Origin of the sequence: Streptomyces sp. NPDC050504, from assembly GCF_044458065.1 — a bacterium.
Classification (GTDB): domain Bacteria; phylum Actinomycetota; class Actinomycetes; order Streptomycetales; family Streptomycetaceae; genus Streptomyces.
On the sequence record NZ_JBITHO010000008.1, the window covers coordinates 406,991 to 419,998 of the forward strand.

At 72.4% G+C, this 13,008-nt stretch carries 13 protein-coding genes and 1 riboswitch; of the genes, 8 read left to right on the plus strand and 5 right to left on the minus strand.

Going from position 1 to position 13,008, the window contains the following annotated elements; genetic code table 11:
* Nucleotides 1-22 precede the first annotated feature (22 nt).
* Nucleotides 23-135, plus strand: a riboswitch (TPP riboswitch).
* From thiO to ACIBNE_RS29995, 5 genes are all read left to right on the plus strand, one after another.
* Complete coding sequence (gene thiO / locus ACIBNE_RS29975; RefSeq protein ID WP_399277006.1) at nt 133-1,311, plus strand: glycine oxidase ThiO; 1,179 nt, start codon at nt 133-135, stop codon at nt 1,309-1,311. Its footprint overlaps the riboswitch before it by 3 nt.
* Nucleotides 1,308-1,508 (plus strand): sulfur carrier protein ThiS, encoded by a 201-nt coding sequence (gene thiS / locus ACIBNE_RS29980; protein ID WP_399277008.1) that lies wholly within the window; start codon nt 1,308-1,310, stop codon nt 1,506-1,508. The genes thiO and thiS overlap by 4 nt, the downstream gene beginning before the upstream one ends.
* 3 nt (nt 1,509-1,511) lie before the next feature.
* Complete coding sequence (locus ACIBNE_RS29985; RefSeq protein WP_399277010.1) at nt 1,512-2,306, plus strand: thiazole synthase; 795 nt, start codon at nt 1,512-1,514, stop codon at nt 2,304-2,306.
* A gap of 244 nt (nt 2,307-2,550) precedes the next feature.
* Nucleotides 2,551-4,524: a Stk1 family PASTA domain-containing Ser/Thr kinase gene (gene pknB / locus ACIBNE_RS29990; protein WP_399277012.1), complete on the plus strand. Its 1,974-nt coding sequence runs from the start codon at nt 2,551-2,553 to the stop codon at nt 4,522-4,524.
* Between the two features lie 6 nt (nt 4,525-4,530).
* A complete protein-coding gene (locus ACIBNE_RS29995) occupies nt 4,531-5,379 on the plus strand; it encodes a deoxyribonuclease IV (protein WP_399277014.1) in 849 nt (282 codons plus the stop codon).
* Nucleotides 5,380-5,406: 27 nt separating this feature from the next.
* Here ACIBNE_RS29995 and ACIBNE_RS30000 read toward each other — a convergent pair whose 3' ends face one another.
* Nucleotides 5,407-6,039, minus strand: a complete 633-nt coding sequence (locus tag ACIBNE_RS30000; RefSeq protein ID WP_399277016.1) for a sulfite oxidase-like oxidoreductase — start codon at nt 6,037-6,039, stop codon at nt 5,407-5,409.
* A gap of 155 nt (nt 6,040-6,194) precedes the next feature.
* Here ACIBNE_RS30000 and bfr point away from each other — a divergent pair, with 155 nt between their 5' ends.
* Entirely contained in the window at nt 6,195-6,674 is a 480-nt protein-coding gene (gene bfr / locus ACIBNE_RS30005) for a bacterioferritin (RefSeq protein WP_399277018.1), read from the plus strand.
* Nucleotides 6,675-6,697: 23 nt separating this feature from the next.
* Here bfr and ACIBNE_RS30010 read toward each other — a convergent pair whose 3' ends face one another.
* Nucleotides 6,698-6,931 carry a bacterioferritin-associated ferredoxin gene (locus ACIBNE_RS30010; RefSeq protein WP_399277020.1) on the minus strand — a complete coding sequence of 78 codons (234 nt, stop codon included), beginning with the start codon at nt 6,929-6,931 and terminating at the stop codon, nt 6,698-6,700.
* A gap of 163 nt (nt 6,932-7,094) precedes the next feature.
* Complete coding sequence (locus ACIBNE_RS30015; protein ID WP_399277022.1) at nt 7,095-8,447, minus strand: class II 3-deoxy-7-phosphoheptulonate synthase; 1,353 nt, start codon at nt 8,445-8,447, stop codon at nt 7,095-7,097.
* Nucleotides 8,448-8,647: 200 nt separating this feature from the next.
* On the opposite strand from ACIBNE_RS30015, the gene ACIBNE_RS30020 reads away from it, so the two are divergent.
* Nucleotides 8,648-8,704, plus strand: a complete 57-nt coding sequence (locus ACIBNE_RS30020) for a trp operon leader peptide (RefSeq protein ID WP_078513512.1) — start codon at nt 8,648-8,650, stop codon at nt 8,702-8,704.
* Between the two features lie 95 nt (nt 8,705-8,799).
* The gene (locus ACIBNE_RS30025) at nt 8,800-10,716 is read left to right on the plus strand and encodes an anthranilate synthase family protein (protein ID WP_399277024.1); all 1,917 of its coding nucleotides are present in this window, start codon (nt 8,800-8,802) and stop codon (nt 10,714-10,716) included.
* 94 nt (nt 10,717-10,810) lie between these two features.
* Here the strand turns inward: ACIBNE_RS30025 and ACIBNE_RS30030 are convergent, their stop codons facing one another.
* Together ACIBNE_RS30030 and ACIBNE_RS30035 are read right to left on the minus strand one after the other, a co-directional pair.
* Entirely contained in the window at nt 10,811-11,815 is a 1,005-nt protein-coding gene (locus ACIBNE_RS30030; protein ID WP_399277026.1) for a 2-hydroxyacid dehydrogenase, read from the minus strand.
* A gap of 109 nt (nt 11,816-11,924) precedes the next feature.
* A complete protein-coding gene (locus tag ACIBNE_RS30035; protein WP_399277028.1) occupies nt 11,925-12,953 on the minus strand; it encodes a 6-phosphofructokinase in 1,029 nt (342 codons plus the stop codon).
* Between the last annotated feature and the right edge of the window lie 55 nt (nt 12,954-13,008).

Genomic DNA, 13,008 nt, shown 5'->3' on the forward strand with positions numbered 1-13,008 from the left:
CCGGGGTTTAGGGTGGCCAAGGTAAAGCACTCGCGGGAGCCCGAACGCACCGGGCTGAGAGGGAGGCTGGGCGGCCTCCGACCGTAAGAACCTGATCCGGGTCATGCCGGCGAAGGGAGGGGCTGGACGCCCATGTCTCGATCTCGATCAAGCGACGTCCTCGTCATCGGGGGCGGCATCATCGGCCTGGTCACGGCCTGGCGGGCGGCGGGACGGGGCCTCGCGGTCACCGTCGCCGACCCGGACCCCGGCGGCGGGGCGGCGCAGGTCGCGGCCGGAATGCTCGCGGCCGTCACCGAGCTGCACCACGGCGAACAGACGCTGCTCGGCCTCAACCTGGAGTCCGCGCGCCGCTATCCGGGCTTCGTCGCGGAGCTGGAGGAGGCGTGCGGCCGGTCGGTCGGCTACCGCGCCTGCGGCACCCTGGCCGTCGCGCTGGACGCCGACGACCGCGCCCACCTGCGCGAACTCCACGCCCTCCAGCACCGCTCGGGCCTGGAGTCGCAGTGGCTGACCGGCCGGGAGTGCCGCCGCCTGGAGCCGATGCTCGCCCCCGGCGTGCGCGGCGGGCTCCAGGTCGAGGGCGACCACCAGGTCGATCCGCGCAGGCTGGCGGCCGCGCTGCTGACGGCCTGCGAGCGGGCCGGGGTGGCCTTCGCGCGCGGCTGGGTGGAGCGCCTCTCGGTGGTGCGGGACCGGGCCGCCGGAGCCGTCCTGGTGGACGGCACCGAACTCGCGGCCGACCAGGTGGTGCTGGCGGCGGGCAGCCTGAGCGGCGAGCTGGGCGGGGTGCCGTCCGACGTGCTGCCGCCGGTGCGGCCGGTCAAGGGGCAGGTGCTGCGGCTGACGGTGCCGCGCGCGTACGCGCCCTTCCTGTCGCGGACCGTACGGGCCGTGGTGCGCGGCAGCCACGTCTACCTGGTGCCGCGCGAGAACGGCGAGCTGGTCGTCGGCGCCACCAGCGAGGAGCTGGGCTGGGACACCACCGTCACGGCGGGCGGGGTGTACGAACTGCTGCGCGACGCGCACGAGCTGGTGCCCGGCATCACCGAGCTGCCGCTCACCGAGACCAGGGCGGGGCTGCGGCCGGGCTCCCCCGACAACGCCCCGCTGCTCGGCCCGACCGCCCTGCCCGGCCTCGCCCTGGCGACCGGGCACTACCGCAACGGCGTGCTGCTCACGCCCGTCACCGGCGACGCGCTGGCGGCGTACCTCGCGACCGGGGAGCTGCCCGACGAGGCGCGCCCGTTCGCCCCGGGCCGCTTCGCGCGGGTCCCCGGCCCCTCGCGCCCCCTGGAGGTGTCCGCATGACCGTGTCCGTCAACGGCGAGGTGCGCGAGCTGGCGCCGGGCACCACGCTGGACGCCCTCGTCGCGACGCTCACCACCGCGCGGGGCGGGGTCGCCGCCGCCGTCAACGAGGCCGTCGTCCCGCGCAGCCAGTGGCCGGGCACGGCGCTGTCGGACGGCGACCGCGTGGAAGTGCTCACCGCCGTACAGGGAGGCTGACCGATGTCCGACGACCCCTTCGTCCTCGGGGACACCACGTTCGCCTCCCGGCTGATCATGGGTACGGGCGGGGCGCCCAGCCTCGACGTGCTGGAGCGCTCCCTGACCGCGTCCGGCACGGAGCTGACGACGGTGGCGATGCGCCGCCTCGACCCGACCGTGCAGGGCTCGGTCCTCTCCGTCCTCGACCGGCTCGGCATCCGGGTCCTGCCGAACACCGCGGGCTGCTTCACCGCGGGCGAGGCGGTGCTGACCGCGCGGCTGGCGCGGGAGGCGCTGGGCACGGACTGGATCAAGCTGGAGGTCGTCGCCGACGAGCGGACGCTGCTGCCCGACGGGGTGGAGCTGCTGGACGCGGCGGAGACCCTGGTGGACGACGGCTTCACGGTCCTGCCGTACACCAACGACGATCCGGTGCTCGCGCGGAAGCTGGAGGACGTGGGCTGCGCGGCGATCATGCCGCTGGGCTCGCCCATCGGGTCCGGGCTCGGCATCCGCAACCCGCACAACTTCCAGCTGATCGTGGAGCGCGCCGGGGTGCCGGTGATCCTGGACGCGGGGGCGGGGACCGCGTCCGACGCGGCGCTCGCGATGGAGCTGGGGTGCGCGGCGGTGATGCTGGCGTCGGCGGTGACGCGGGCGCGGGAGCCGGTGCTGATGGCCGAGGCGATGCGGCACGGGGTGGAGGCGGGACGGCTCGCGTGGCGGGGCGGGCGGATCCCCCGACGCCACTTCGCGGAGGCGTCGTCGCCGGTGAGCGGGATGCCGGCCCTGGATCCGGAACGCCCGGCGTTCTGAGGGGCCCCGCTGCGCGGGGCGGTGGACACGTTGCGCGTGTGCCCCACCCTCGCGCAGTTCCCCGCGCCCCTAAATGGGGCGGGGCGGGGTGCCGCCCGCCGCAGGCGAGAACGGCGCCCCTGGCGACGGGAACCCCCGCAGGGCCCCGCGCCCGGGGGGCGCCGCGTCACAGGTCGGCTGCATTCCGGCGGAGCCGCCCGCCGTACTCCATCCGGGTGGCCCCGCGCCTCGTACACTCACCTGCGTGGATACGACCCTCCAGGACCCCCTCGTCGGGCACGTGCTCGACAGCCGCTACCGCGTCGATGCGCGCATCGCCGTCGGCGGCATGGCCACGGTCTACCGGGCCGTGGACACCCGTCTCGACCGGGTGCTCGCCCTCAAGGTGATGCACCCCGCGCTGGCCACCGACGCCTCCTTCGTGGAGCGCTTCATCCGCGAGGCCAAGTCCGTCGCCCGCCTCTCGCACCCCAACGTCGTGGGGGTCTTCGACCAGGGCGCCGACGGCGCGTACGTCTACCTCGCGATGGAGTACGTCGCGGGCTGCACCCTGCGCGACGTCCTGCGCGAGCGCGGCGCGCTCGCGCCCCGGGCCGCGCTCGACATCCTGGAGCCCGTGCTCGCCGCGCTCGGCGCCGCGCACCGCGCCGGGTTCGTGCACCGGGACATGAAGCCGGAGAACGTCCTGATAGGGGACGACGGCCGGGTCAAGGTCGCCGACTTCGGGCTCGTACGGGCCGTGGGCTCGGTCACCAACACCACGGGCTCCGTCCTCGGCACCGTCTCCTACCTCGCGCCCGAGCAGATCGAGCACGGCACGGCGGACACCCGCGTCGACGTGTACGCCTGCGGGGTCGTGCTGTACGAGATGCTGACCGGCGGCAAGCCGCACTCGGGCGACACGCCCGCCCAGGTCCTCTACCAGCACCTCAACGCCGACGTCCCGGCCCCGTCGGCCGACGTTCCCGGGCTCGCCGTGGAGCTGGACGAGCTGGTCGCGAGCGCCACCGCGCGCAACCCCGACGTCCGCCCGACCGACGCGGTCGCCCTGCTCGCCCGGACCCGCGAGGCGCGCGCCGCACTCGGCGACGAGCAGCTGGACGCCGTACCGCCGCAGGCGATCACCACGGGATCCGCCGAGCCGGGGCAGGGCGGTCCCGACGACCGTACGAGCGTGATCCCCCGCGCCCTCCCGCCCGAGGCCGGGCAGGACGGCGTCCAGCACACCAGCCGTCTGGAGATGCCCCCGCCGCTGCCCCCGCCCCCCGCACAGCCCGCGGACCCCGGGGCCGGCCGACGGCGCAGGGGCGGCACCGGCGCGCGCTTCTCGCCGCGGCGACGGCTGTTCGCGCTGGTGACGGCAGTGCTGCTGGTGCTGGGCGGCGGCGTGGGGATCTGGTACATCAACTCCGGGCAGTTCACCCGGGTGCCCTCGGTGCTCGGCCAGACCGAGGCGGAGGCCAAGAAGCGGCTGGACTCGGCGGGCCTGGACGTGAAGGCGGTCAAGAAGGAGTACAGCGACACCGTCAAGCGCGGCACCGTCGTCGACAGCGCCCCCAAGTCGGGCGCGCGGATCAGGGGCAACGGCTCGGTGACGCTCGTCGTCTCGCGCGGCCCCGAGGTCGTGAAGGTCCCGGCGCTGCGCGGCAGGACGCTGGAGGCGGCGAAGGCGGAGCTGGAGAAGGCCGGTCTGGTCCCCGGCATGATCACCAGGGAGTTCAGCCGCGAGGTGGACCGGGGCAAGGTGATCGAGTCGACCCCGGACGCCGGAACCGAGCGCAACCCGGACTCCGCCGTCGCCCTGTCCGTCAGCAAGGGCGCCCCCGTCGAGGTCCCCGACGTCACGGGCGAGACCGAGGCCGAGGCGCGCACCACGCTCGTCGACGAGGGCTTCAAGGTCAAGATCGCGGCGGAGCGGGTCGACTCGCCCGAGGAGGCCGGGCACGTCGCCCGGCAGTCCGTCGCCGAGGGCACCGAGGCGGCCGAGGGCGACACCGTCACGCTCACGATCTCCAAGGGCCCGCGCATGATCGACGTCCCGGACGTCACGGGCAAGAAGGTCGACGAGGCGAAGAGCACGCTGGAGGACGCGGGCTTCAAGGTCAAGGTCGACAAGGCGTTCCCGTTCCTCGGCGACACCGTCGCCGACCAGTCGGTCGACGGCGGCGACCAGGCCCCCGAGGGCAGCACCATCACCATCAAGACCAAGGGGCTCTAGCACCACATGCGCAATCCAGTCGGCGGCCACGTCCCGGTGGCCGGCGGTCTCGCCAAGGTCGGGCTGACCTACGCCCGCGAGATGGGCGCCGAGGCCGTGCAGGTCTTCGTCGCCAATCCGCGCGGGTGGGCGACGCCCGCCGGGAACCCGGCCCAGGACGAACTGTTCCGGGCGGAGTGCGAGGCCGAATCGGTCCCGGCGTACGTGCACGCCCCGTACCTGATCAACTTCGGCTCGCACACCGCGGCCACGGTCGAGAAGTCCGTGGATTCGCTGCGGCACAGCCTGCGCAGGGGCCGGGAGATCGGCGCGCTCGGCGTGGTCGTGCACACCGGCTCCGCGACCGGCGGCCGCCCCAGGGCCGAGGCGCTCGCCCAGGTCCGTACGCACATGCTCCCGCTCCTCGACGAACTGACGCACGACGACGACCCGTTCCTGCTGCTGGAGTCCACGGCGGGCCAGGGCTCCTCGCTCTGCTCCCGTACGTGGGACTTCGCGCCGTACTTCGAGGCGCTGGACTCCCACCCCAAGCTGGGCGTCTGCCTCGACACCTGCCACGTCTACGCGGCGGGCCACGACCTGACGGGCCCCGACGGCATGCGGCAGACGCTGGACCTGCTGGTGGAGACGGTCGGCGAGGGACGGCTGAAGCTGATCCACGCCAACGACTCCAAGGACGTGGTCGGCGCGCACAAGGACCGGCACGAGAACATCGGCTCGGGCCACATCGGCGCGGAGCCCTTCCGCGAGCTGCTGCGGCACCCGGCGACGGCGGGCGTCCCGCTGATCATCGAGACGCCGGGCGGCAAGGAGGGGCACGCCGCGGACGTGGCGCGGCTGAAGGCCCTGCGCTGACCGGGTGATCCGCCCGCGGCCCGGGGCTCAGAGCTCCGGGCCGTCCCCCGGTACCTCCTGGTAGGAGTAGCGCTGCTCGGTCCACGGGTCGCCGACGTTGTGGTAGCCGCGCTCCTCCCAGAAGCCGCGCCTGTCGGCGGTCATGTACTCCACGCCCCGGACCCACTTGGGCCCCTTCCAGGCGTACAGATGGGGGACGACGAGGCGCAGCGGGAAGCCGTGTTCGGCGGTGAGCAGTTCACCGCCCTTGTGGGTCGCGAAGACGGTCCGCTCGGAGGTGAAGTCGGAGAGCCGCAGGTTCGCGCTGAAGCCGTACTCCGCCCAGACCATGACGTGCGAGACGTCCGGCGCGGGCGGCGCCAGCTCCAGCACCGTACGGGCGAGCACCCCGCCCCACTCCGCGCCCAGCATGCTGAACTTCGTCACGCAGTGCAGATCGGCCACGACCGTGGAGAACGGCAGCGCCGAGAACTCCTCGTGGTTCCAGCAGTGCTTCTCGCCGTCGGCGGTGGCGCCGAAGACCCGGAATTCCCAGCGGTCCGGCTTGAACTTCGGTACGGGCCCGTAATGGGTGACCGGCCAGCCGCGCTGCAGGCGCTGCCCCGGCGGAAGTCCGGACCTGTCCACTGCCCGGTGTTCCCCGTTCTCCGCCTGACCCATGCCTTCCATGGTGACAGACCGGGAGGGGTGGTCATGACCAGTTCTGCGCCGATTCGGGCAACTCCTACTAAGCATGCACTTACTGGACGGGCTCCCAGAGCGATGCAAAGATGCGCGCAACCTGCCCAGTTCACCTGTTGGAAGGAGCCTCTGCGATGCAGGGCGACCCCGAGGTCATCGAATTCCTCAACGAGCAGCTGACCGCCGAACTGACCGCGATCAACCAGTACTTCTTGCACGCCAAGATGCAGGAGAACTTCGGCTGGACGAAGCTCGCGAAGTTCACCAGGTCCGAGTCGATCGACGAGATGAAGCACGCGGAGGTGCTGACCGACCGGATCCTCTTCCTCGAAGGCCTGCCGAACTACCAGCGGCTCTTCCACGTGCGGATCGGCCAGACGGTCGGCGAGATGTTCCAGGCCGACCGGCAGGTCGAGGTCGAGGCGATCGACCGGCTGAAGCGCGGCATCGAGGTGATGCGCGGCAAGGGCGACATCACGTCGGCCACCATCTTCGAGTCGATCCTGGCGGACGAGGAGCACCACATCGACTACCTCGACACCCAGCTCGAACTGCTGGAGAAGCTCGGCGAGCCGCTGTACATCGCCCAGCTGATCGAACAGCCGGAGAGCTGAACCGAGGGGCCGGGCCGCGGGGTCTAGGCGGCCTCGTCGAGCGCGGCGAGCACCGGTTCGCCCCGGTCCGCCAGCTCGCGCCGCGGGCACTCGCCCCGGCCGAGCAGCGCCTGGATGCGCCGCACGCAGGAGCCGCAGTCCGTGCCCGCCTTGCACGCCGAGGCTATCTGGCGCGGCGTGCAGGCTCCGGCGGCCGCGTGGTCCTTGATCTGCTGGTCGGTGACTCCGAAGCAGGAGCAGACGTACACGCGGTTCACCTCCCGGCGGGTCTCTGGCGGGCATCGATAGGTAGAGCCCGTCCGATTGATCGGTGAGGCTAACCTAACCTTACCCGCCTCCCGGGGCCGGTAAAAGCCCCCGTTACGCCGGTGGGGCGCGGATCACAAGGATCCGCGCCCCACCGTCACGCACACCGGAGGATCACTGGTCGCGGTACATCTCCGCCACCAGGAACGCCAGGTCGAGCGACTGGCTGCGGTTGAGCCGCGGGTCGCAGGCCGTCTCGTAGCGCTGGTGCAGGTCGTCGACGAGGATCTCGTCGCCGCCGCCCACGCACTCGGTGACGTCGTCGCCGGTCAGCTCCACGTGGATGCCGCCCGGGTGGGTGCCGAGGCCCTTGTGGACCTCGAAGAAGCCCTTGACCTCGTCGAGCACGTCGTCGAAGCGGCGCGTCTTGTGGCCGGACGCGGCCGAGAAGGTGTTGCCGTGCATCGGGTCGGTGACCCAGGCGACGACCGCGCCGGACGCGGTGACCTTCTCGACCAGGTCGGGCAGCTTGTCGCGGACCTTGTCGGCGCCCATGCGGACGATGAAGGTCAGCCGGCCGGGCTCGCGGTCCGGGTCCAGGCGGTCGACGTACGTCAGCGCCTCGTCCACGGTGGTCGTCGGGCCCAGCTTGATCCCGATCGGGTTGCGGACCTTGGACGCGAACTCGATGTGCGCGTGGTCCAGCTGCCGGGTGCGCTCGCCGATCCAGAGCATGTGGCCCGAGACGTCGTAGAGGCTGCCGGTGCGCGAATCCACGCGGGTCAGCGCGGTCTCGTAGTCGAGCAGCAGCGCCTCGTGCGAGGAGAAGAACTCGACGGCCTTGAACTCCGCCGGGTCGGTGCCGCAGGCCTTCATGAAGTTCAGCGCGTTGTCGATCTCGCGGGCCAGCTGCTCGTAGCGCTGGCCGGAGGGCGACTGCTTCACGAAGTCCTGGTTCCAGGCGTGCACCTGGCGCAGGTCGGCGTAACCGCCGGTGGTGAAGGCGCGCACCAGGTTCAGCGTGGAGGCCGACGCGTGGTACATCCGCTTCAGGCGCTCGGGGTCGGGGATGCGGTCGGCCTCGTTGAAGGCGAAGCCGTTGACCGAGTCGCCCCGGTAGGTCGGCAGGGTCACGCCGTCACGGGTCTCGGTGCCCTTGGAGCGCGGCTTGGAGTACTGGCCCGCGATGCGGCCGACCTTGACCACGGGCACGGAGGCCGCGTAGGTCAGCACCGCGCTCATCTGGAGCAGCGTCTTGAGCTTGGCCCTGATGTGGTCGGCGGACACGGCGTCGAAGGCCTCGGCGCAGTCGCCGCCCTGCAGCAGGAACGCCTCGCCCTTGGCGACGGCTCCCAGGCGGGCGCGCAGCTGGTCGCACTCGCCCGCGAAGACGAGCGGCGGATACGATTCGAGGTCCGCGATCACATCGCGCAGCGCCTCGGCATCGGGGTACTCGGGCTGCTGCGCCGCGGGAAGGTCTCGCCAGGTGTTTCCACCGGCTACGGAGGTATTGGCGTTCACGGTCACCTCGTCAACATTACGGGGTTCTGGGAGCTGTCCAGGACTTGGCCCAATGGGTGAGACTCGGCCGTACTTGGTTCGTACCTGATCCGCACTTCGGCCGTGCTTCGTCCAGTGGGGGCTGCTCAGTAGAACACCGGAGCGCGTGGATATGTCAGATGCCTTTTCCGGCCACGGAGCCGACGAACTGCTGTAGAGTCCCCGGCATGTTCGCGCAGACGACCCAGAACTGGTGGTGGACCGCTCATCCGGCGGCCCACTGATCCGCGCGTTCGCACACCGACGCACAGGCCGCCCGAGGGGCGGCCTTCCGTGTTTTCCGGGGCCGTTCCTCCCAGCTACCGCAGAGGAACCCCGAATGTTCATCGACTCCGCCCAGACCTCCCGGCTCGTCGACCGGCTGCTCGGCGACGACTGCCCGCCCTTCGCCCTGCTCCGCCGCCGCACGCCCGGACGCGACCGCGACACCGTCGAGGTGTTGATCGGCGACGTCCGCCATGCGGACAGACTCGCCGACATCCCCGTCGGCGAGCGGCCCTCGCTCGCCCTGGTGCCGTTCCGCCAGATCAGGGAACGCGGCTTCGACGTGCGCGACGACGGGACGCCGCTCGCCGTGCTGGTCGCCGACGAGGTGCACGAACTGCCGCTCGCCTCCGCCCTGGCGGCACTGCCCGCCCACGGCGTGCGGGTCGAGGACGGCGCCTTCGACGTGTCCGACGAGGAGTACGCCCGGATCGTACGGCGGGTGATCGACGAGGAGATCGGCAGCGGCGAGGGCGCCAACTTCGTCATCCGGCGGACCTTCGAGGGCGACGTCCCCGGCTTCGGACGGGCCGACGCGCTGGCGCTCTTCCGGCGGCTGCTGGCCGGTGAGCGCGGGGCGTACTGGACCTTCGTCGTGCACACGCCCGACCGCACGCTGGTGGGCGCGAGCCCGGAGGTGCACGTGCGGATGTCGGGCGGCACGGTCGTGATGAACCCGATCTCCGGGACGTACCGCTATCCCGCCGACGGGCCGACCCCCGAGGACCTGCTGGCCTTCCTCGGCGACCGCAAGGAGACCGAGGAGCTCTCCATGGTCGTCGACGAGGAGCTGAAGATGATGTGCACCGTCGGGGACATGGGCGGGGTCGTCGTCGGGCCCAGGCTCAAGGAGATGGCGCACCTGGCGCACACCGAGTACGAGCTGCGCGGGCGCTCCTCGCTCGACGTGCGCGAGGTGCTGCGCGAGACGATGTTCGCCGCGACGGTCACCGGGTCGCCGGTGCAGAACGCCTGCCGGGTCATCGAGCGCCACGAGCCGCTGGGGCGGGACGGGCGGGCGCGGGGGTACTACGCGGGGGCGCTGGCCCTGCTCGGGCTGGACGCGGGCGGCGCGCAGACCCTGGACTCGCCGATCCTGATCCGCACGGCCGACGTCTCGCCCGGCGGGCGGCTGCGGGTGCCCGTCGGGGCGACGCTGGTGCGGCACTCCGACCCGGCGGGCGAGGTCGCCGAGACCCACGCCAAGGCGGCGGGCGTGCTGGCCGCGCTGGGCGTGCGGCCGGGGCGGCCCGAGGAGGAGGCGGTACGGCCCCGGCTGGCCGACGATCCCCGGGTGCGGGCGGCGCTGGACGCGCGGCGGGCGGACCTCTCGCCGTTCTGGCTGCGGATGCAGGGGGCCGCGGGTCCCGTGGGCGCGGGCGGGCTGAGCGGTCACGCGCTGATCGTGGACGCGGAGGACACCTTCACCTCGATGCTGGCGCACCTGCTGCGCTCATCGGGCCTCGACGTGACGGTGCGGAGGTACGACGAGCCGGGGCTGCGGGAGGCCGCGCTGGCGCACCGGGGGCCGCTGGTGCTGGGCCCCGGGCCCGGCGATCCGTCCGACGCGGCCGACCCCAAGATGCGGATGCTGCGCGGACTGACCTCGCAGGTGCTGCGCGGGCACGCGTACGGGGTGCTGGGCGTGTGCCTCGGGCACGAGCTGATCGCGGCGGAGCTGGGGCTCGGGATCGTGCGCAAGGAGGTGCCGTACCAGGGGGCGCAGACCCGGATCGAGCTGTTCGGGAGCGCGGAGACGGTCGGCTTCTACAACAGCTTCACCGCGGTGTGCCACGAGGGCGGGGAGCCGTCGGGGGTGGAGGTGAGCCGGGATCCGCGCACCGGGGAGGTGCACGCGCTGCGGGGGGCGGGGTTCGCCGGGGTGCAGTTCCATCCGGAGTCGGTGCTGACGCTGCGCGGGCCGCAGATCGTGGCGGGGCTGCTGGAAGCGGTGGCTCCGGTGCGGGGGTGAGGGCTGGGGGCGGGGGCGCGGGGCGGTGCGGCTGGGGGTACGCGCGGTGCGTGCCCCGCTGCCGCGCGGTTCCCCGCGCCCCGGCGGGTCGCCCCTACCTCGCCGGGGCCTCCGGGACCAGGACGTTCTCCGTGTGGCGGCCCGCGAGGTAGTCCGTCACGTTCTCCACCGTCGTCCCCACGATCTGGCCCACCGCGTCCACGGTGTAGTACGCCTGGTGCGACGTGACCAGCACGTTCGGGAACGTCATCAGCCGCGCCAGCGTGTCGTCCGCGACGCCCTCCAGCGACCTGTCGTGGAAGAAGAGCCCCGCCTCCGCCTCGTACACGTCGAGCCCCACCCCCGCGAAGCGCCCCGCGCGCAGCTCCGTGACCAGGGCGTCCGTGTCGATCAGCCCGCCCCTGCTGGAGTTCACCAGGATCGCGTCGTCCTTCATGGACCGCAGGGCGTCCGCGTCGATGATGTGCCGGGTCCCGGGCAGCAGCGGCACGTGCAGGCTGACCAGGTCGGACTCGGCGAGGAGCCGGTCCTTGTCGACGTACTTCATGCCGAGCTCCACGCACGCCGGGTTCTGGGCGACGTCCCAGCCGAGCAGTTCCATGCCGAAGCCGTGGGCGATCCGGGTGAACGCCTCGCCGATCTTTCCGGTGCCCAGCACGCCCGCCGTCCGGCCGCGCATGTCGCGGCCGAGGAGCCCGTCGAGGCGGAAGTCGAAGTCGCGGGTGCGGCCCGCGGCGCGGACGACGCGGCGGTTGACGGCCATCGCCAGGGTCCAGGCGAATTCGGCGACGGAGTACGGGGAGTAGTACGAGACCCGGGCGACGGTCAGCCCCAGCTGCCGGGCGACGTCGAGGTCGATGTTGTTGAAGCCGGTGGAGCGCTGGGCGACCATCTTCGTGCCGCCCGCGGCGAGGATGCGCAGGACGCGGGCGCCGAGGTCGCAGTTGACGCTGGTGGAGATCACCGCGTAGCCCGCCGCGATGGGCGCGGTGTCCTCGGTGAGGAAGACGTCCAGACAGCGTGCCTCGTGGAGCTCCTCGAACGCCTTCTCGATCAGGGGCTTCTCGTCGGTCTGCACGCCGAATGCCAGGATTTCCACGCGTTTCACCCCTGAAGTGATGCCGGCCCGTGAAGTGATGTCTGCCCGGTACCGCGAATATACGGGTCCGCCGACGGCCCCGCCCGCGCACGGGCGGGGCCGGGGCGCGTCAGCCGAAGAACACTCCGACCTCGGCGTACAGCGCGGGATCGACCGTCTTCAGCCGCGCCGTCGCCTCCGCGACGGGCACCCGCACCACGTCCGTGCCGCGCAGCGCGACCATCGCGCCGAAGTCGCCGTCCCTGACCGCGTCGATGGCGTGCAGCCCGAAGCGGGTCGCCAGCCAGCGGTCGAAGGCGCTCGGCGTGCCGCCGCGCTGGACGTGGCCCAGGACCGTGGTCCTGGCCTCCTTGCCGGTCCTCCGCTCGATCTCGGCGGCCAGCCACTCCCCCACGCCGGAGAGCCTGACGTGGCCGAAGGAGTCGGTCGAGCCGTCCTTGAGGACCATCGCGCCGCCCTTGGGCACGGCGCCCTCGGCGACGACGACGATCGGGGCGTACGAGGCCTTGAAGCGCGAGGTGACCCAGGCGCAGACCCGGTCGAGGTCGAAGGGCTGCTCGGGGATGAGGATGACGTTGGCGCCGCCCGCGAGCCCGGAGTGCAGCGCGATCCATCCGGCGTGCCGGCCCATGACCTCGACGACGAGGACCCGCATGTGGGACTCGGCGGTGGTGTGGAGCCGGTCGATGGCCTCGGTCGCGATGCCCACGGCCGTGTCGAAGCCGAAGGTGTAGTCGGTGGCCGAGAGGTCGTTGTCGATGGTCTTGGGCACGCCGACGCAGGGCACGCCGCACTCGGCGCCGAGCCGCGCGGCGACGCCCAGGGTGTCCTCGCCGCCGATCGTGATCAGCGCGTCCACCTCGTACTTCGCGAGGTTCTCCTTGACCCGGCGCACCCCGTTCTCCGCCTGGAAGGGGTTGGTGCGCGAGGAGCCGATGATGGTGCCGCCGCGCGGCAGGATGCCGCGCACCGCGGGGATGTCGAGCGGCACGGCGTCGCCTTCGAGCGGACCGCGCCAGCCGTCCCGGAATCCGACGAACCCGTAGCCGTACTCCTGTACGCCCTTGCGGACGACGGCTCTGATGACCGCGTTGAGACCGGGGCAGTCGCCGCCTCCGGTCAGTACTCCGACCCGCATGGAATCACGTCCCTTCGCGTGGTGGCCTACGGTCGCCACGCTAGTGGTGACGCAG

Coding starts and splice junctions, on each gene's coding strand:
- thiO (WP_399277006.1), top strand. CDS start 133: ATGTCTCGATCTCGATCAAGCGACGTCCTCGTCATCGGGGGCGGCATC.
- ACIBNE_RS30035 (WP_399277028.1), bottom strand. CDS start 12,953: ATGCGGGTCGGAGTACTGACCGGAGGCGGCGACTGCCCCGGTCTCAAC.
- ACIBNE_RS29995 (WP_399277014.1), top strand. CDS start 4,531: ATGCGCAATCCAGTCGGCGGCCACGTCCCGGTGGCCGGCGGTCTCGCC.
- ACIBNE_RS30000 (WP_399277016.1), bottom strand. CDS start 6,039: ATGGGTCAGGCGGAGAACGGGGAACACCGGGCAGTGGACAGGTCCGGA.
- thiS (WP_399277008.1), top strand. CDS start 1,308: ATGACCGTGTCCGTCAACGGCGAGGTGCGCGAGCTGGCGCCGGGCACC.
- bfr (WP_399277018.1), top strand. CDS start 6,195: ATGCAGGGCGACCCCGAGGTCATCGAATTCCTCAACGAGCAGCTGACC.
- ACIBNE_RS30025 (WP_399277024.1), top strand. CDS start 8,800: ATGTTCATCGACTCCGCCCAGACCTCCCGGCTCGTCGACCGGCTGCTC.
- ACIBNE_RS29985 (WP_399277010.1), top strand. CDS start 1,512: ATGTCCGACGACCCCTTCGTCCTCGGGGACACCACGTTCGCCTCCCGG.